19 protein-coding genes and 5 tRNA genes are annotated in these 16,557 nt (G+C 69.7%); all 24 read left to right on the top strand.

The window, feature by feature from the left end; genetic code table 11:
- The first annotated feature begins 44 nt into the window (after nucleotides 1-44).
- Complete coding sequence (gene hisG, locus VGV06_09735; protein ID HEV2055436.1) at nucleotides 45-689, top strand: ATP phosphoribosyltransferase; 645 nt, start codon at nucleotides 45-47, stop codon at nucleotides 687-689.
- Nucleotides 686-1,996 carry a histidinol dehydrogenase gene (gene hisD, locus VGV06_09730; GenBank protein HEV2055435.1) on the top strand — a complete coding sequence of 437 codons (1,311 nt, stop codon included), beginning with the start codon at nucleotides 686-688 and terminating at the stop codon, nucleotides 1,994-1,996. Before hisG ends, hisD begins: the two co-directional genes overlap by 4 nt.
- Complete coding sequence (gene hisB, locus VGV06_09725; GenBank protein HEV2055434.1) at nucleotides 1,993-2,613, top strand: imidazoleglycerol-phosphate dehydratase HisB; 621 nt, start codon at nucleotides 1,993-1,995, stop codon at nucleotides 2,611-2,613. Before hisD ends, hisB begins: the two co-directional genes overlap by 4 nt.
- Nucleotide 2,614: 1 nt before the next feature.
- Nucleotides 2,615-3,235, top strand: a complete 621-nt coding sequence (gene hisH / locus VGV06_09720) for an imidazole glycerol phosphate synthase subunit HisH (protein HEV2055433.1) — start codon at nucleotides 2,615-2,617, stop codon at nucleotides 3,233-3,235.
- 108 nt (nucleotides 3,236-3,343) lie between these two features.
- A complete protein-coding gene (gene hisA, locus VGV06_09715; GenBank protein ID HEV2055432.1) occupies nucleotides 3,344-4,066 on the top strand; it encodes a 1-(5-phosphoribosyl)-5-[(5-phosphoribosylamino)methylideneamino]imidazole-4-carboxamide isomerase in 723 nt (240 codons plus the stop codon).
- Between the two features lie 4 nt (nucleotides 4,067-4,070).
- Nucleotides 4,071-4,841: an imidazole glycerol phosphate synthase subunit HisF gene (gene hisF, locus VGV06_09710; protein HEV2055431.1), complete on the top strand. Its 771-nt coding sequence runs from the start codon at nucleotides 4,071-4,073 to the stop codon at nucleotides 4,839-4,841.
- Nucleotides 4,838-5,512: a bifunctional phosphoribosyl-AMP cyclohydrolase/phosphoribosyl-ATP diphosphatase HisIE gene (gene hisIE / locus VGV06_09705; protein ID HEV2055430.1), complete on the top strand. Its 675-nt coding sequence runs from the start codon at nucleotides 4,838-4,840 to the stop codon at nucleotides 5,510-5,512. Before hisF ends, hisIE begins: the two co-directional genes overlap by 4 nt.
- Nucleotides 5,512-6,024, top strand: coding sequence for a hypothetical protein (locus tag VGV06_09700; protein HEV2055429.1), 513 nt, complete (start codon nucleotides 5,512-5,514; stop codon nucleotides 6,022-6,024). The genes hisIE and VGV06_09700 overlap by 1 nt, the downstream gene beginning before the upstream one ends.
- Entirely contained in the window at nucleotides 6,021-6,800 is a 780-nt protein-coding gene (locus tag VGV06_09695; GenBank protein HEV2055428.1) for an ABC transporter permease, read from the top strand. Before VGV06_09700 ends, VGV06_09695 begins: the two co-directional genes overlap by 4 nt.
- Before the next feature lie 8 nt (nucleotides 6,801-6,808).
- Nucleotides 6,809-7,555, top strand: coding sequence for an ATP-binding cassette domain-containing protein (locus VGV06_09690; protein HEV2055427.1), 747 nt, complete (start codon nucleotides 6,809-6,811; stop codon nucleotides 7,553-7,555).
- A 113-nt stretch (nucleotides 7,556-7,668) separates the two neighbouring features.
- Nucleotides 7,669-8,844, top strand: a complete 1,176-nt coding sequence (locus tag VGV06_09685) for an MlaD family protein (GenBank protein ID HEV2055426.1) — start codon at nucleotides 7,669-7,671, stop codon at nucleotides 8,842-8,844.
- Entirely contained in the window at nucleotides 8,844-10,208 is a 1,365-nt protein-coding gene (gene radA / locus VGV06_09680; GenBank protein HEV2055425.1) for a DNA repair protein RadA, read from the top strand. The genes VGV06_09685 and radA overlap by 1 nt, the downstream gene beginning before the upstream one ends.
- Nucleotides 10,209-10,217: 9 nt before the next feature.
- A complete protein-coding gene (locus VGV06_09675; GenBank protein ID HEV2055424.1) occupies nucleotides 10,218-11,222 on the top strand; it encodes a PIN domain-containing protein in 1,005 nt (334 codons plus the stop codon).
- Nucleotides 11,219-11,911: a 2-C-methyl-D-erythritol 4-phosphate cytidylyltransferase gene (gene ispD / locus VGV06_09670; GenBank protein HEV2055423.1), complete on the top strand. Its 693-nt coding sequence runs from the start codon at nucleotides 11,219-11,221 to the stop codon at nucleotides 11,909-11,911. The genes VGV06_09675 and ispD overlap by 4 nt, the downstream gene beginning before the upstream one ends.
- Nucleotides 11,908-12,390 (top strand): 2-C-methyl-D-erythritol 2,4-cyclodiphosphate synthase, encoded by a 483-nt coding sequence (gene ispF, locus VGV06_09665; protein ID HEV2055422.1) that lies wholly within the window; start codon nucleotides 11,908-11,910, stop codon nucleotides 12,388-12,390. The genes ispD and ispF overlap by 4 nt, the downstream gene beginning before the upstream one ends.
- Entirely contained in the window at nucleotides 12,387-13,820 is a 1,434-nt protein-coding gene (cysS, locus tag VGV06_09660; GenBank protein ID HEV2055421.1) for a cysteine--tRNA ligase, read from the top strand. The genes ispF and cysS overlap by 4 nt, the downstream gene beginning before the upstream one ends.
- Nucleotides 13,817-14,590: a 23S rRNA (guanosine(2251)-2'-O)-methyltransferase RlmB gene (rlmB, locus tag VGV06_09655; protein HEV2055420.1), complete on the top strand. Its 774-nt coding sequence runs from the start codon at nucleotides 13,817-13,819 to the stop codon at nucleotides 14,588-14,590. The genes cysS and rlmB overlap by 4 nt, the downstream gene beginning before the upstream one ends.
- 39 nt (nucleotides 14,591-14,629) lie before the next feature.
- A tRNA-Thr gene (locus VGV06_09650) sits at nucleotides 14,630-14,704 on the top strand.
- A gap of 34 nt (nucleotides 14,705-14,738) precedes the next feature.
- Nucleotides 14,739-14,824, top strand: a tRNA-Tyr gene (locus tag VGV06_09645).
- A gap of 36 nt (nucleotides 14,825-14,860) precedes the next feature.
- Nucleotides 14,861-14,935: transfer RNA gene (locus VGV06_09640), tRNA-Gly, on the top strand.
- 43 nt (nucleotides 14,936-14,978) lie between these two features.
- Nucleotides 14,979-15,054, top strand: a tRNA-Thr gene (locus tag VGV06_09635).
- A 44-nt stretch (nucleotides 15,055-15,098) separates the two neighbouring features.
- The gene (gene tuf / locus VGV06_09630) at nucleotides 15,099-16,295 is read left to right on the top strand and encodes an elongation factor Tu (GenBank protein HEV2055419.1); all 1,197 of its coding nucleotides are present in this window, start codon (nucleotides 15,099-15,101) and stop codon (nucleotides 16,293-16,295) included.
- A gap of 3 nt (nucleotides 16,296-16,298) precedes the next feature.
- A complete protein-coding gene (gene rpmG / locus VGV06_09625; GenBank protein ID HEV2055418.1) occupies nucleotides 16,299-16,448 on the top strand; it encodes a 50S ribosomal protein L33 in 150 nt (49 codons plus the stop codon).
- 22 nt (nucleotides 16,449-16,470) lie between these two features.
- Nucleotides 16,471-16,547 (top strand) — tRNA-Trp (locus VGV06_09620).
- The last annotated feature ends 10 nt before the right edge of the window (nucleotides 16,548-16,557 follow it).

Below are 16,557 nucleotides of genomic sequence, written 5' to 3'. Positions count from 1 at the left end.
CGAGTTGATCCCGCAGGCACGAGCGTGGCGAGGCGAGTGCTGAGATGATCCCCACCGCGCAGCTGACGCTCGCGCTGCCCAAAGGCCGGCTGCTCGACCCCGCGCTGCAGCTGCTCTCCGCCATGGGCATCCGGGGGCTCGAGGCCGACACGCGCCGCCTCCTGCTCACCGACGCGTCTCGCGACCTGCGCTTCATCTTCCTGAAGCCCGCAGACATCCCGACCTACGTCGAGTATGGCGCCGCCGATCTCGGCATCGTGGGCAAGGATATCCTCGCCGAGCAGCAGCCCGACGTGTACGAGCCGGTCGATCTCGGGTTCGGCTTCTGCCGGCTGGTCGTGGCGGAGCCGCGGGAGCTCTGGGAGCGTGATGACCCGACCAAGTGGTCCTGGGTCCGCGTGGCGACCAAGTACCCGGCGCTGACCGAGCGCTACTTCTCGGAGCGCGGCATCCAGGTCGAGATGATCCGGCTCGACGGCTCGATCGAGCTGGCGCCGCTCGTGGGTCTCGCCGAGCGCATCGTGGACCTGGTCCAGTCGGGCGAGACGCTCCGGGCCAACGGTCTGGTCGAGGTCGCGGAGATCATGTCCTCGACGGCGCGGCTCATCGTGAACCGCGCGTCGCTCAAGACGGCCCACGCCCGCGTCAACGCCCTGATCGCCGCCATGCGCCAGGAAGCCGCCAAATGATCAGGCGGATGGAGACCGCCACGCTGGGCGCCGCGGGAGTGGCCAAGGCCCTCGATCGGTCGCCGGCGGCCGTCGATCCCGAAATCCACCGGCGCGTCGAGGAGATCGTGGTCGCCGTGCGCGACAAGGGGGACGCTGCGCTGCTGGAGTTCACGGAGCGCTTCGACCGTGTCGCGCTCACGGCGAGGGAGCTCGCGGTGACGCCGTCGGAGCTGGATGCGGCGGAACGGACCGTTGGCGACACGACCATGCGGGCGCTTCGCTACGCCGCGGGACGGATCGAGCGCTTCCATCGCGAGTCCGCGCCGCGCTCCTGGCGGATGACCGATGCCCTGGGCTCGCGGCTGGGCCAAGAAGTGCGGCCGATCGACCGCGTGGCGGTGTATGTTCCCGGCGGACGCGCGGCGTATCCGTCCACGGTGCTGATGACCGTCATCCCCGCGCGGGTCGCCGGCGTGAGGGAGATCGTGCTGGTCTCCCCGCCGTCGGCCGACAAGTCGCTGAACGCCGCCGTGCTCGCCGCCGCTCGGGTGGCCGGCGTGACGGAGGCGTATCGGGTCGGCGGCGCGCAGGCCGTGGCCGCGCTGGCGTACGGGACCGAGACGATCCGTCGCGTCGACAAGATCGTCGGGCCGGGCAATCTCTACGTCGCGCTCGCCAAGAGCCGGGTCTTCGGCGACGTGGGCATCGACATGGTGGCGGGACCGAGCGAGATCGTGGTCGTGGCCGACGAGAGCGCCGATGCGGTCTTCGTGGCGGCGGACCTCCTCGCCCAGGCCGAGCACGACCCGATGGCCCGCGCCGTTCTCCTGACTCCCTCGCGGGCGCTGATCGATCGCGTCGAGCGCGAGGCTTCGCTCCAGCTCGGCGCGCTGCCGAGGCGCGAGATCGCGGGCGCGGCGCTAGAGGCCCACGGCGCCCTCGTGCTGACGCGGAGCCTGGAGGAGGCGGTGGAGGTCGCGAATCTGCTCGCGCCCGAGCACCTCGAGCTCCAGGTCGAAGATCCCGAGGCGCTGCTCTCGCGGGTGCGGAACGCGGGCGCCGTCTTCCTCGGCCGCTTGACCCCCGAGGTCGTGGGCGACTACGTCGCCGGGCCGAACCACGTGCTGCCGACGGGGGGCACGGCGCGCTTCGCGTCGGCGCTCGGCACAGAAGATTTCGTGAAGCGAATGAGCGTCATCCAGTACGCGGAGGCGGGGCTCCGGGACGCGGCGCCGCACCTGGCGGAGCTCGCGCGGGTGGAAGGGCTCGACGGTCACGGGGCCGCGGCGACGGTGCGCATCGAGCGAATGGGAGGCACGACATGACGGCAGCGATGGCGAGCGGGGCGCCCCTGGGCCTCCGCCAGGGACGGGTTGAGCGGAAGACCAAGGAGACGCAGATCGTGCTGCAGGTCGGGTTGGACGGCACGGGCGCCTCCAAGGTCGAGACCGGCATCCCGTTCTTCAATCACATGCTCGAAGCGTGGGCCAAGCACGGGCTCATGGACCTGACGGTGGTCGCGCGCGGCGACCTCGAGGTGGATCTCCACCACACGGTCGAGGACGTCGGCATCTGTCTCGGCAAGGCGTTCAGGGAGGCGCTGGGCGACCGGGTGGGCATCGCGCGCTACGGCGCGTCCTTCCTGCCCATGGACGAGGCGCTCCTGCACGCGGCGGTGGACATCTCCGGCCGGCCTTTCCTCGTGTTCAACGTGCCCGTGAGGCGGACGCGGATCTCGAACTTCGATCTCGACCTGCTCGAGGACTTTTTCCGCGCCCTTGCCTTCAACGCAGAGATCACGCTGCACGTCAACATGCACTACGGCCAGAACCTCCACCACATCGCCGAGGCCGTGTTCAAGGCGGTCGGCCGGGCGCTGGCGGAGGCGACGAGGCTCAACCCGCGCATCGCCGGAGTCCTCTCGACGAAGGGGACGCTGTAGCGTGATCGCCGTTATCGACTACGGGCGTGGCAACCTGGGCAGCGTCGAGAAGGCGCTGGGACGCCTCGGTATGCGCGCCGTCGTCACCCAGGACCCGCGCGTGATCGGGGACGCCCGCGCCCTCGTGCTGCCCGGCGACGGCGCCTTCCACGACGCCATGGGCAACCTCCAGTCCCTCGGTCTCCTCGACCCTCTCCGGGCCGCGCTCGACGAAGGGCGGCCGTTCCTCGGGATTTGTCTCGGGTACCAGCTCCTCTTCACCGAGAGCGAGGAATTCGGGCAGGGCAAGGGACTCGACGTCATCCCCGGCGTGGTCCGGCGGTTTCCCTCCGGGCTCAAAGTGCCGCACATGGGATGGAATACGGTCCGGCACGACGGCGACCTCCCGATTTTCGACGGCATCCCGAGCGGCGCCCACTTCTACTTCGTGCACTCGTACTATCCGACGACGGCCGATGCGTCGCTGCAGGTGGCGACCTGCACCTACGGCGTCACCTTTCCGGCCGCCGTGGGCAAGGGCCCGCTTTTCGCGACGCAGTTCCATCCGGAGAAGAGCCAGCGCTGGGGCCTGCGCCTCCTCGAGAACTTCGCCGCCTTCGTGCGGGACCGGCGCGGCGGATGAATTTCGAGCTGAGGGCTGAGATGATCCCGCAGGCGTGGCCGTTCGAGCTGAGTCGCGAAGCGGCGCGGCGAGGGCTGAATTGATGCGCGGCGCGGCGAGGGCTGAATTATGAGCTTTCAGGTCATCCCCGCCGTGGACGTCAAGGGCGGCCGGTGCGTCCGCCTGCTCCAGGGCAAGGCCTCAGCCGAGACCGTGTTCTCGGACGATCCCGTCGCGATGGCGGAGCGCTGGGAGGCCGAGGGCGCGCCGCGCCTCCACGTCGTGGATCTCGACGGCGCGTTCGGCGGCGGCCCCGTCCAGACGGCGATCATCCGCACGATCGCGCGCGCCGTCTCGATTCCGGTCGAAGTCGGGGGCGGCCTGCGGACACTTGAGCATGTCCAGGCCGTGCTCGAATCCGGCGCGCGCTGGGCCATCGTCGGCACCCGCGCGGCGCTCGACCCCGCTTTTCTCGGCGAGGTGTGCCGGCGCTTCGAGGACCGGATCATCGTCGGCCTGGACGCCTCCGACGGCCGCGTGGCCGTGGACGGTTGGACTCGCGTGCTGGAGCTCGAGGCGGTGGCACTCGCGCGCGACGCGGCAGCGGCAGGTGCCGGCACCATCATCTACACGGATATCGCGCGGGACGGCACCCAGGGCGGGCCCAATATCTGGAGCACCGAGGCCGTTGCCCGGGCCGCCGGGATCCCCGTCTTCGCTTCGGGCGGCGTGGGCTCGCTGGAGGACATCCGGCAGCTGGCCGCCATCCCGGGAGTCGACGGCGTGATCGTGGGCCGGGCGCTGTACACGGGCGCGGTCAGCCTCCGCGCGGCGCTCGCGGAGGCCCGATAACCTCATGCTCTGCAAGCGCATGATCCCGTGCCTCGACGTCCACGGCGGCCGCGTGGTCAAGGGCGTCCGCTTCGTCGACCTCCGCGACGCGGGTGACCCGGTCGAGGCGGCGCTGGCCTACGACGCCCAGGGCGCGGACGAGCTGGTCTTCCTCGACATCACCGCGTCCCACGAGGAGCGGGCCATCATGCTCGACGTCGTGCGCCGGACGGCCGAGGGCATCTACATGCCGCTCACGGTCGGCGGCGGCATCCGCAGCATCGAGGACATCCGCACGCTCCTGCGCGCGGGCGCCGACAAGGTCTCGCTCAACACGGCTGCGCTCGCGCGGCCCGACCTGATCCGGGACGCCGCGCAGCGCTTCGGCAGCCAGTGCATCGTGGTGGCGATCGACTCCAAGCGCGAGCCGGGCGAGGAGCGAAGCTGGGGCGTCTACACTCACGGCGGCCGCCGGCCGACCGGACGGGACGCCGTCCAGTGGGCGCGCGAGGTCGAGGCCTTGGGCGCGGGCGAGATCCTCCTGACCAGCATGGACCGCGACGGCACGGGCGACGGCTACGACCTCGAGCTGACGCGCGCCGTGTCCGAGGCAACCTCCGTGCCGGTCATCGCCTCGGGAGGGGCGGGCACGCTCGAGCACCTGCGCCAGGGCGTTGTCGATGGCAAGGCCGACGCCGTGCTTGTGGCCTCCATGTTCCACTTCGGCCGCCACACGATCAGCGAGGCCAAGGTCTACCTGCGCCAGTGCGGAGTCGCCGTGAGGATAGAGGCGTGAGCGTGCTCGACGAGCTCAAGTGGGACGGCGACGGGCTCATCCCCGCCGTGGTCCAGGAGACCGAGACCGGCGAGGTGCTCATGGTGGCGTGGATGGACCGCGAGGCGCTGGCGAAGACGCTCGAGTCCGGGCTCGCTCACTTCTGGTCCCGCTCGCGCCGGGCCCACTGGCGCAAGGGCGAGACGTCCGGCCACACGCAGCACGTGGATGGCCTCTACGCCGACTGCGACCGCGACACGCTGCTGGTCCAGGCGCACCAGGACGGCGTCGCCTGCCACACGGGGGCGCGGTCGTGCTTCTTCACGCGTCTCGAAGGCGGGACATTGCATCAGACCGCTGGGTCGCAGGCCGCTGGGCCGCGGGCCTCGGGCGCGGGCCCCGCCATGCTCGAGGTGCTGGAGCGGGTTCTCCAGTCGCGCAAGGTCGAGCGGCCGTCGGGGTCGTACGCCGCGGGGCTCTTCGAGCGCGGGGAAGCGCAGATCTGCCGGAAGATCGGCGAGGAAGCGACCGAGGTGGTCACGGCGGCGCTCGGTGGCGAGGGTGACGCGCGCCTCGTCTCGGAGGTCGCGGACCTGTGGTTTCACACCATGGTGCTGCTCGCCTCGCGGGGCATCCCGCTTCGCCGGGTCTTCGAGGAGCTGGCCCGCCGCCACGAGGAGAAGAGCAGGTGATGAAGCGGGCGTGGGTTCTTCTCGTTGCGGTCCTTCTCGCCGGCTGCAGCGCAAGCCGTATCGAGAACGGTATCTTCTACTCGCCCAAGGGCTACCAGGTCAGCCTCCCGCGACAGGGGTGGGCGGTCAAGCCGGGCGGCGCGGCCGAGCTCGAGCTCCAGCGGCAGGACCCCGCGGGCGGCATGCTGGCCGACGCGACCTGCGACGACAAGACGGCCGGCCGACCGCTGACCGTGCTGACGCGTCACCTGACCTTCGGCCTCAAGGACCGCGTCCTCGAGGACGGCGGGCCGCTCACGCTGGCCGGGCGCCCGGCGCAGCGCGCCGTGGTGCGGGGCAGCCTCGACGGCGCGCCCGTCGGGGTCGAGGCGGTGGTGATCAAGGGCGAGCGCTGCGTCTACGACTTTCTCTATGTCGCGCCGGCGGCGGCGTTCGAGACGGGGCGCGGCGACTTCCGAACTTTCGTCGAGAGCTTCGCTGGCGTCGAGAGCTTCAGCGGGGGCGCCAGGTGAGCGTGCTCGCGTACGCGCGCCGGCATGGGCGTGAGTCCGTCGCCTGGTACGGGGGCTTAGGGCTGCTGACGCTCCGGGTGATGCGCAACCTCAGGCTCCCCCCGTCGTACCTCGTCATCGTGGCGCGGGAGATCGACATCATCGGCGTCCGCTCGCTCGTGGTCGCCCTCACGGCCGCGCTCTTCACGGGCATGGTGCTGGCGCTCCAGTCCGCCGTGAACATGGCGCGCTTCGGCGCCGAGAACTACGTCGGACCCGTCGTCGCGCTGTCGATCCTGCGCGAGCTCGGGCCCGTGCTGACGGCCATCCTGGTCGGCGGCAAGGTTGCCTCCGGCATCACGGCCGAGCTCGGCTCGATGAAGGTGACGGAGCAGATCGACGCGCTGCGGGCCATCGGGGTCAACTACATCAAGAAGCTGATCGTCCCGCGCATCCTGGCGGCGCTCGTCGTGTTCCCGCTCGTGACCATCATGGCCGACGCGATCGGGCTCCTGGGCGGCATGCTCATCGTGGTCTTCGACCGCGACGTTGACCCGTATCTCTACTGGAACACGATCTCCTACTGGGTCGTGATGAAGGATTTCCTGACCGGTATCGGCAAGAGCGTGGTCTTCGGCGGTCTCATCACCCTCATCGGCTGCTACAACGGGCTCGAGACGAGCGGCGGGACGGAAGGGCTCGGCCGCTCCACCACGGACACCGTGGTGCAGGTAGCCATGGCCGTCATCGTGTCCGACTTTTTCCTGACCAAGCTCATGCTGCTGCTCTTCTGGTGATGGACACCGTGGCCCCGGCCCTCGTCGAGCTGCGTGACGTTCGAAAGTCCTTCGAGCAGAAGGAGGTCCTCTGCGGCGTGAGCCTCTCCCTTCGGAAGGGCACGACGCTGGCCGTCATGGGAGGCAGCGGCGCCGGCAAGACCGTGCTGCTGAGGATCTCGGCGGGTCTGGTCCGGCCCGATGCCGGGCAGGTCTCGCTCTACGGCACGCGGATCGAGCGCATGAGGGAGGAGGCCATGCTGGCCGTCCGCAAGCGCACCGGCTTCGTCTTCCAGGGCGCGGCGCTCTTCGACTCGCTGTCCGTGTTCGAAAACGTCGCGTACCCACTGCGCGAGCATACGCGGATGCCGCTGGGGGAGATCACGGACCGCGTGCACCGCTTCCTGTCGCTGGTGGGCATGCCGGGCACGGACGAGCTCCTGCCCGCCGCGCTGTCGGGCGGCATGCGCAAGCGCGTCGGGATCGCGCGTGCGCTCGTGATGGAGCCGGAGGTCGTCTTCTTCGACGAGCCTACGGCCGGTCTCGATCCGACAAACGCCCGGCTGGTCGCCGAGCTGATTGCGACGCTCAGGGCCGGCGTCTGCGACACAGCCATCGTGGTCACCCACGACGTCGGCTTCGCCGACATGGTTGCCGACCAGATGGCGATCCTGTACCAGGGGCGCTTCGCCGATCTCGGCACGCCGGGTGAGATCCGCGGCTCGTCCAACCCCGATGTCCGGCGTTTCCTCGCCGGCGAGCTCCGGGAGGAGTAGGTGATGTTCGAGCTGAGACGCTGCCGAGGAGCCGCAGGCGCGGCAGTTCGAGCTGAAGGGCGAAGCCCTGAGGTGAGGGCTGAATGGATCAGCGGCGAGGCGAGGGCTGACTAATGCCGGACGAGCGGCGCTACGGGCTCCAACTCCGCATCGGCGCCTTCATCCTGGTGGCGCTCGGCGTGTTCCTGGCCATCGTCTACCTGCTCGGCGCGCGGGCGCGGTACTTCGAGAGCAAGTACGACCTCGTGGCGGAGTTCATCGAAGTGGGCGGCTTGATCGAGGGCGCCACGGTGCGCCTGGCAGGCGTGCAGATCGGCCGGGTTACGAGCGTGATCCTGCCGCCGCAGCCCGGCGGCAAGGTGCGGGTGACCATGACCGTCGCGCGCCGTTTCCAGGACCGCATCCGCCGAAACTCCGAAGCGCGCATCTCGACCCAGGGGCTGCTGGGCGACAAGATCGTCGAGATCACGATGGGCTTGCCCGGGGCGCCGCCGCTCGGGCCCGGCGAGGCGCTGGCCTCGCAAGACCCCCAGGAGATGAGCCGGATGTTCGCCGAGGGCGCGGCCACCCTCAAGTCCATCAACGAGCTGGTGTCGACCCTTCGCGCCGCCGCGGACAGGCTCGACAAGGGCGGCGCCTTCGACGATATCGGGGCGGCGGCCAGGTCGGCTCGGCGGATCACCGACGAGGTGGAGAGGGGCAAGGGGTGGCTCCACGTCCTCGTCTATGAGGAGCCCGAAGCGCTGCGGCGCCTCAACGGTCTCCTGGCCTCGACTCAGCAGCTGATCGCCCGCGCCGAAAGCGGCGAAAGCGCCGTGGGCGTGCTGCTCTCCAAGGACTCGGGCAAGTCGGCCCGCGCGCTCCTGGCCGCGCTCGACGCGTTGGGCCGCGCCGCGTCGACCCCGGGCCCGGGGGACGGCCTTCTGCCCGCGCTGCTGTTCGACCCGGAATACCGGCCGGTCGCGCGCGACCTCCAGGCCCTCGCCAAAAACTTCCGCGACGTCTCCGAAAAGCTCGCGCGCGGCGAGGGCCTGCTCGGCGGGCTGCTCGAGGGCAGCGGCAACGGCAGCATGGGCGAGGCCGGGGCCGATTTCCGCGCGGCGCTCGCCAACCTGCGCGCGGTGAGCGAGAAGCTCAAGTCGGGCGAGGGCACGGTGGGCGCCCTGATCGAGGACCCGACGGTCTACGAGAACCTCGTCACGTTCCTCGAGGGCGCCCAGCGGAGCTTCCTGCTGCGCTCGCTCGTGCGCTCGACCATTCAGACGGGCCAGACGGGGAAGGAAAAGTAGTGGCGAGGGAACGCCCGGTCTATCGCTGCCAGACCTGCGGCTTCGCCGCGCCGAAGGCCGGCACGTGCCCGGACTGCGCGCGGGCCGGCACGTACGTGGCCCTCGTCGAAGAGCGGCCGGCGCCGTCGCACTCGGAACGGCCCAAGCTCGCCGCCGGCGCCCGGCCCGTGCCCATCGGCGACATTGCGGTGACGTCAGGCGAGCGCATCACCACCGGCATCGGCGAGCTCGACCGCGTGCTGGGCGGCGGTGTCGTCCCCGGCTCGGTGGTGCTGATCGGCGGCGACCCCGGCATCGGCAAGTCCACGCTCCTGCTGCAGGCGAGCCGCTCGCTGTCGGAGCGCGCCGGCCCCGTGCTTTACGTCTCGGGCGAGGAGTCGGCGGCCCAGGTCAAGCTCCGCGCGGATCGGCTCGGCATCTCGCCGCGCGGCCTCTACTTCCTGGCCGAGACGGATCTCCAGGTGATCGAGGCGCACGCGGCCGAGCTCAAGCCCCGCGCGATCGTGGTCGACTCGATCCAGACCGTTTTCCTGCCCGGACTCGAGTCGGCGCCCGGCAGCGTGAGCCAGGTCCGGGAGTGCGCGGCGCGCCTCATGCTCTGGTCCAAGGGGCGCGGCACGGCGACGTTCCTCGTGGGGCACGTCACCAAGGACGGCGCGATCGCCGGGCCCCGCGTCCTCGAGCACCTGGTGGACACCGTGCTCTACTTCGAGGGAGAGCAGCACCACGCGTACCGCGTGCTGCGCGCCGTCAAGAATCGCTTCGGCTCGACCAACGAGATCGGCGTTTTCGAGATGGGAGAGCAGGGCCTCGCCGAGGTCACGAACCCATCGGGATTCTTCCTCGCCGAACGGCCACGCGGCGCCGCCGGGTCGGTCATCGTGTCGAGCCTCGAGGGCAGCCGGCCGCTGCTCCTCGAGCTCCAGGCGCTGGTGACGCCGGCCAGCTTCGGGACGCCGCGCCGCACCGTGCTCGGCGCCGACTACAACCGGGTCTGCCTGCTGCTGGCGGTGCTCGAGAAGCGGGTCGGATTTCCGCTGCAGAGCCAGGACGTCTTCGTCAACGTGGCGGGCGGCGGCCGCGTCACTGAGCCCGCCGCGGATCTGGGCGTGGTCGTGGCGGCGGCCTCGAGCTATCTCGACCGCCCCGTGCGGGGCGACACGGTGATCATGGGCGAAGTCGGCCTCGCCGGCGAGGTGCGCGCGGTGGCGGGGTTCGCGGCGCGGCTCAAGGAGGCGGCGGCCCTGGGCTTCACGGCGGCGGTGGTGCCGCAGAACAATCTCGCGGCGGGCGCCGCGCAGCCCCTTGAGGTGCACGGGGTGGGGTCGGTGGATGAAGCGGTCAAGGCACTGTTAGGACACTGAGAGGCGACCATGATGGGAATCGTCATCGTGCGGGTATTCATGCTGGCGGCGGCGACCGGAGCGGGAATGGCCTTCGGCCCGCCGCTCGGCATTCACGCCACCAACTGGTGGCTCGGCGGCGCCGGCTTCCTCTTCGGGGTGCTGGCGGTCCTGCTCGAGTGGCAGGCGCGGCGCATCCCAGTGGACCGGATCTTCTGGGGTGCCATGGGTGGCATCGTGGGGCTTGGGCTCGGGCTCGGGCTGGGGACCGCCATGGGCGCCGTCTCACCCGACGCGGGGCCGCTCGGGCGCGGGCTCTTCGGCCTGCTCTTCTCCTACCTGGGCGCCTCGGTCGCGCTCGCCAAGCGGGACGAGCTCGAGGACATGTCGGCCAAGCTCTTCCCCAAGACCGCCGCGCGCCGCGAGGGGTTCAAGATCCTCGACACCTCCGTGATCATCGACGGCCGCGTCGTGGACCTCTGCGAGGTGGGCTTCCTCGACGGCACGCTGGTCGTCCCGCAGTTCGTCCTTCGCGAGCTGCAGCAGATCGCAGACTCGCCCGACCCGCTCAAGCGCAACAGGGGCAAGCGCGGATTCGACGTGCTGCAGCGCCTGCAGCGCATCCCGGGGACGACCGTCCGCGTCGAGGACCAGGACTTCCCTCATATCCGCGAGGTGGACCGGAAGCTGATCGAGCTGGGCAAGGCGATGGGCGGCAAGGTCGTCACCAACGACTACAACCTCAACAAGGTCGCGGAGCTGTCGGGCGTGTCGGTGCTCAACGTCAACGAGCTGGCGAACGCGCTCAAGCCGGTCGTGCTGCCAGGCGAGGTGGTGCATGTCCACGTCGTCAAGGAGGGCAAGGAGGTCGGCCAGGGCGTCGCCTACCTCGACGACGGGACGATGGTGGTGGTGGACCACGGCAAGCGCTTCATCGGCCAGCAGGTCAGCGCCACGGTCACCTCGGTGCTCCAGACCACGGCCGGGCGCATGATCTTCGCCCGTCTGAGGGAAGAGGAGGGCGCGTCCAAGTGAAGACCGCCGTCGCGGTTGTGCCGGCGGGAGGCGTGGGCGCGCGCATGGGCGGCTCACGGCCCAAGCAGTACCTGACCCTCGGGGGCGCGCCCATCCTCGTCCACACCTTGCGCGCGCTCGCCCGCTGCCGGTCGCTGGACGGGTTCGTCATTGCCGCGCCGAGCGACCGGGTCGAGGCGACCCGCGCGCTCCTCGCCCGCTTCAGGGTGCCGCGGGTGCTGGCCGTGGTCGCGGGAGGGGAAGAGCGGCAGGACTCGGTGAGGCTGGGACTTGAGGCCGTTCCCCCGGAGGCGGCATGGGTGGTCGTCCATGATGCGGTGAGGCCGTTCATCACTCCCGAGATCGTCGAGCGGGTGCTGGCCGCCGCGCGCGTTCCCGGCGCCGCCACCTGCGGTTGGCCGGTCTGTGAGACTGTGAAGCGGGTGCGGGACCGCGTCGTCGAGACGACCCTCCCCCGCGAGGGACTGTGGCTGACACAGACGCCGCAGGCTTTTCGGCGGGCGCTCCTCGCGGAGGCGCACGACAAGGCCGCGCGCGACGGCTACCGCGCCACCGACGACGCCATGCTGATCGAGCGGCTGGGCGGGCGCGTCTCCATGGTCGAGGGGCTGCCGCAGAACCTCAAGATCACGACGCCGGACGACCTCAAGGCGGCGCGGGCGTGGGTCGGGGGCGGGCGCAGGGCATGACCTCCACGCGGAGCGGCCTCGGCTTCGATCTCCACCCGCTGGTGGACGGGCGCCCGCTCGTGCTGGGCGGCATCGCCGTGCCGCACGAGCGGGGACTCGGCGGCCATTCCGACGCCGACGTCCTGACCCATGCCGTCTGCGAGGCGCTGCTCGGGGCGCTGGCCCTGGGCGACCTCGGCCGAATGTTCCCGGACACGGACCCGCGCTGGAAGGGCGTCTCGAGCCTGGTCCTGCTCGAGGGCGTCCTGGACGCCCTGCGCGCGCGGCGCGCGACCCTCGTCAACGTGGACGCCACGGTGATCTGCCAGGCGCCGCGGCTCGGCCCGCACCTGCCCGCCATGGCCGCGCGCTTAGCGCAGACCATGGGCGTCCCCACCGATCGCGTGAGCGTCAAGGCGAAGAGCCCCGAGGGGCTGGGACTCCTCGGGCGCGGAGAGGGGATCGCCGCCATGGCTGTCGTCAACGTGGAGGCTCCGTGAGGATCTACAACACGATGACGCGCAGCAAGGAGGACTTCACTCCGCTCGTCGCTGGCCGGGTGGGCATGTATGTGTGCGGCGTCACGCCCTACGACTACTCGCACATCGGCCACGCGCGCAGCGCGGTCGTCTTCGACGTGATCCGTCGTTACTTGGAATACCGTGGCTTCCTGGTGAAGACGGTGCGGAATTACACCGACGTCGACGACAAGATCATCCAACGCGCCAATCGGGAGGGCGTCTCCGCCGTGGAGATCGCGGACCGCTACATCGAGGCGGAGGGACGCGACATGGCGGCGCTCGGCCTCCTCCCACCCGACGTCGCGCCGAAGGCCACCGAGCACATCACTGAGATGGTCGCGCTGATCGGGCGCCTCGTGGCGAAGGGCGTCGCGTACGTCGTCGACGGCGACGTGTACTTCGAGATCCGTCGGTTTCCTCCCTACGGGCGGCTCTCGGGCAAGAAGCTCGACGAGCTGCTCGCGGGCGCGCGCGTGGAGGTGGACGAGCGCAAGCGCGACCCTCGCGACTTCGCCCTCTGGAAAGCGGCGAAGCCCGGCGAGCCCACGTGGGGGAGTCCGTGGGGCCCCGGCCGGCCGGGCTGGCACATCGAGTGCTCCGTGATGTCCATGCTCTACCTCGGCGAGACGTTCGACATCCACGGCGGCGGCACCGACCTGGTCTTCCCGCATCACGAGTGCGAAATCGCCCAGGCCGAGGCCGACACGGGTAAGCCGTTCGCGCGCTACTGGCTGCACAACGGCATGCTGAACCTGGGCGCCGAGAAGATGTCGAAGTCGCTCGGGAACACGCTCACGATCCGCGAGCTCATCAAACGCCACGACCCCGACGCGCTCAGGCTCTGGATGCTCGGCACCCACTACCGTCACCAGCTCGAGTGGGCCGAGGAGCGAGTGGGCGACTCGGCCAAGGCCCTGGGCCGCCTGCGGGCTCTCGTCGAGGAGGCCGACCGCATCGCGGCCAAGGGCACGCCAGCGCCCGGACCCAACGGCGGGCTCTTCGACGAGATTGCCGCCCACCGCGCGCGCTTCGAGGCGGCGATGGACGACGACTTCAACACGCCGCAGGCGCTCGGTGTCCTGTTCGACCTCGCGCGATTGCTCCAGGGCGCGCGCGCGCAGGCCGACGACGGCCGGCTCGCGGCGGGCGTCCTCCTCATGGGCGTGGGCGAGCTGGTGACGCTCGCGCGAGCGCTCGGTTTGCTCGAGCCGGGCGGGCGGCCGGAGCGGCCCGTGGATCCGCAGCTCAAGGCCCGGATCGAATCCCTCCTGTACCTCCGCGAGCAGGCCCGCAAGCAGCGCGATTTCGCCGAGGCCGACCGGTTGCGCGGCGAGCTGACAGCGCTCGGCGTCACGCTCAAGGACTCGCGCGACGGCGGCGGCGGCACCAAATGGAGGCTCGGGTCATGAGCGCCCCCGAAGCCGAGGACACTCCTCTCTCCGGGCGAAACCCCGTGCTCGAGCTCCTGCGGGCCCAGAGCCGCCGGGTGGAGGAAGTCGCCATTCTTTCCGAGGGCCGAGGCCCCGCGCTCCAGGACCTCCTGAGCTTGGCCAGGCGCCTTGGCGTCAAGGTCTCCTACCGGACCCGCGACCAGCTGACGGCCATCGCGGGCACCCCACACCATCAAGGCGTGGTCGCGCGGGTCGCGGGCGCGAATTACGCTTCTCTCGATGAGCTGCTGGCCATACCCGGGCAGCGGGGCGAGCCGGCCTTCTTCCTGGCCCTGGACCAGATCCAGGATCCACGCAACCTGGGAGCCATTCTGCGCTCCGCCGAGGCGACCGGAGCGCACGGAGCCATCGTGCCCAAGCACCACGCCGCCGGGGTTACCGCCGCGGCCGCGAAGTCTGCCATGGGGGCCGTCGAGTATCTGCCAGTCGCCCGCGAGACGAATCTCGTCCAGACCATTGAGATACTGAAGAGGGACGGTGTCTGGATCGTCGGTGCCGTGGTCAAGGGAGGTCAGGCCCCATGGGAGGTCGATCTCTCCGGTCCAATCTGCCTGGTCCTGGGAGGCGAGGGGCCCGGCGTGAGGCCTCTGGTGGCCAAGAGCTGCGACTTTCTCACGAGCATTCCCATGCGGGGAAAGATCGGCTCGCTCAACGTGTCCGCGGCGGCGGCCGTTCTCTGCTACGAGGTGGAGCGCCAGAGGCTCGCGAAACAGGCAAAATTGTCTTGACTTACGGGGACCTCGAAACTACAGTGAAGTTTTGCGACTGCTGGCGTAGCTCAGGGGTAGAGCAACTGCCTTGTAAGCAGTGGGTCGGGGGTTCAAATCCTCCCGCCAGCGCCAGACATTTCAAGGGGTTACAGCCTGAGGAACCAGCGGGGAGATACCCAAGTGGTCAAAGGGGGCAGACTGTAAATCTGCTGGCGAACGCCTTCGGAGGTTCAAACCCTCCTCTCCCCACCATCTTAGCGGGCGGCGAGCGGCGCGCCGAGAGGGAGCGCGGGAATAGCTCAGCGGTAGAGCGCCAGCCTTCCAAGCTGGGGGTCGCGGGTTCGAATCCCGTTTCCCGCTCCACTTGGCTCCGGCATCCGCGAGACGGACGAGGAACATGATCCAGGCCCATGTAGCTCAGTTGGCAGAGCACGCCCTTGGTAAGGGCGAGGTCTCCGGTTCAAGCCCGGACATGGGCTCCATCACTCTGACAGACCGGCAGGCGGACTGAGGAGGCGAGCGAGGAATGGCCAAGGCGAAATTCGATCGGTCGAAGCCGCACGTGAACATAGGGACGATTGGGCACATCGATCACGGGAAGACGACGCTGACCTCCGCGATCACGAAGGTGCTGCACACGAAGTTCACGGGGGTGGCGGTGCGGGACTTCGGGACGATCGACAACGCCCCGGAGGAGCGGGAGCGGGGGATCACGATCGCGGTGAGCCACGTGGAGTACGAGACGGCGGCGCGGCACTACGCGCACATCGACTGCCCGGGGCACGCGGACTACATCAAGAACATGATCACGGGGGCGGCGCAGATGGACGGCGCCATCCTGGTGGTGGCGGCCAACGACGGGCCGATGCCGCAGACGCGGGAGCACGTGCTGCTGGCGCGGCAGGTGAACGTGCCGAGCTTGGTGGTGTTCATGAACAAGTGCGACATGGTGGACGACCCGGAGATCCTGGACCTGGTGGAGCTGGAGGTGCGGGAGCTGCTGAAGAAGTACCAGTTCCCGGGGGACGACATCCCGGTGGTGCGGGGGAGCGCGCTGGGGGCGATGGAGAAGCCGGACGACGCGAAGGCCGCGGAGTGCATCTGGAAGCTGATGGAGGCGGTGGACAGCTATATTCCGACGCCGGTGCGGGTGGTGGACAAGCCCTTCCTGATGCCGATCGAGGACATCTTCACGATCACGGGGCGGGGGACGGTGGTGACAGGAAGGGTGGAGCGGGGGATCGTGAAGGTGGGGGAAGAGATCGAGATCGTGGGGATGCAGGAGGCGGTGAAGAAGTCGGTGGTGACGGGGGTGGAGATGTTCCGGAAGCTCTTAGACGAGGGGCGGGCCGGCGATAACATCGGCGCCCTGCTGCGAGGCATTGATAAAGACGAAGTGGAACGCGGGCAGGTGCTGGCGAAGCCGGGGTCGATCAAGGGGTACAAGAAGTTCAAGGCGGAGGTCTATGTCCTAGGCAAGGACGAGGGCGGGCGGCACACGCCGTTTTTCAACGGGTACCGGCCGCAGTTCTACTTCCGGACGACGGACGTGACGGGGGTGTGCACGTTGCCGGCGGGGGTGGAGATGGTGATGCCGGGGGACAACGTGACGATGACGATCGAGCTGATCCAGCCGGTGGCGATGGAGAAGGAGCTGCGGTTCGCGATCCGCGAGGGCGGGCGCACCGTGGGCGCCGGCGTCGTCGCGGAGATCGCGGAGTAGGCGATGCGCGACATCATCTCGCTCGCGTGCACCGAGTGCCAGCGGCGGAACTACACGATGACGAAGAACAAGCGGACCCATCCGGACCGCATGGAGATCAAGAAGTTCTGCAAGTGGTGCAGGAAGCACGCTCCGCACAAGGAATCGAAGTAGGGCGGAACATTACAAGATTCGTAGGCGTGTAGCTCTAACGGCTAGAGCACCGGACTCCAAATCCGGGGGATGGGGGTTCGAATCCCTCCACGCCTGCCAGATTCGGGAA

The sequence above is a fragment of the Candidatus Methylomirabilota bacterium genome, from assembly GCA_035936835.1.
In the GTDB taxonomy this organism is placed as follows: Bacteria; Methylomirabilota; Methylomirabilia; order Rokubacteriales; family CSP1-6; genus AR37.
Note: the sequence above shows the minus strand (reverse complement) of the source record. Positions and strands in the feature narration are given on the sequence as shown.

Excerpts from the sequence above, each read along its gene's own strand:
- rpmG (HEV2055418.1), top strand. The coding sequence starts at position 16,299 with ATGCGCGACATCATCTCGCTCGCGTGCACCGAGTGCCAGCGGCGGAAC.
- tuf (HEV2055419.1), top strand. The coding sequence starts at position 15,099 with ATGGCCAAGGCGAAATTCGATCGGTCGAAGCCGCACGTGAACATAGGG.
- hisB (HEV2055434.1), top strand. The coding sequence starts at position 1,993 with ATGACGGCAGCGATGGCGAGCGGGGCGCCCCTGGGCCTCCGCCAGGGA.
- hisF (HEV2055431.1), top strand. The coding sequence starts at position 4,071 with ATGCTCTGCAAGCGCATGATCCCGTGCCTCGACGTCCACGGCGGCCGC.
- rlmB (HEV2055420.1), top strand. The coding sequence starts at position 13,817 with ATGAGCGCCCCCGAAGCCGAGGACACTCCTCTCTCCGGGCGAAACCCC.
- hisD (HEV2055435.1), top strand. The coding sequence starts at position 686 with ATGATCAGGCGGATGGAGACCGCCACGCTGGGCGCCGCGGGAGTGGCC.
- VGV06_09700 (HEV2055429.1), top strand. The coding sequence starts at position 5,512 with ATGAAGCGGGCGTGGGTTCTTCTCGTTGCGGTCCTTCTCGCCGGCTGC.
- VGV06_09685 (HEV2055426.1), top strand. The coding sequence starts at position 7,669 with ATGCCGGACGAGCGGCGCTACGGGCTCCAACTCCGCATCGGCGCCTTC.
- ispF (HEV2055422.1), top strand. The coding sequence starts at position 11,908 with ATGACCTCCACGCGGAGCGGCCTCGGCTTCGATCTCCACCCGCTGGTG.
- hisA (HEV2055432.1), top strand. The coding sequence starts at position 3,344 with ATGAGCTTTCAGGTCATCCCCGCCGTGGACGTCAAGGGCGGCCGGTGC.
- VGV06_09675 (HEV2055424.1), top strand. The coding sequence starts at position 10,218 with ATGATGGGAATCGTCATCGTGCGGGTATTCATGCTGGCGGCGGCGACC.
- hisG (HEV2055436.1), top strand. The coding sequence starts at position 45 with ATGATCCCCACCGCGCAGCTGACGCTCGCGCTGCCCAAAGGCCGGCTG.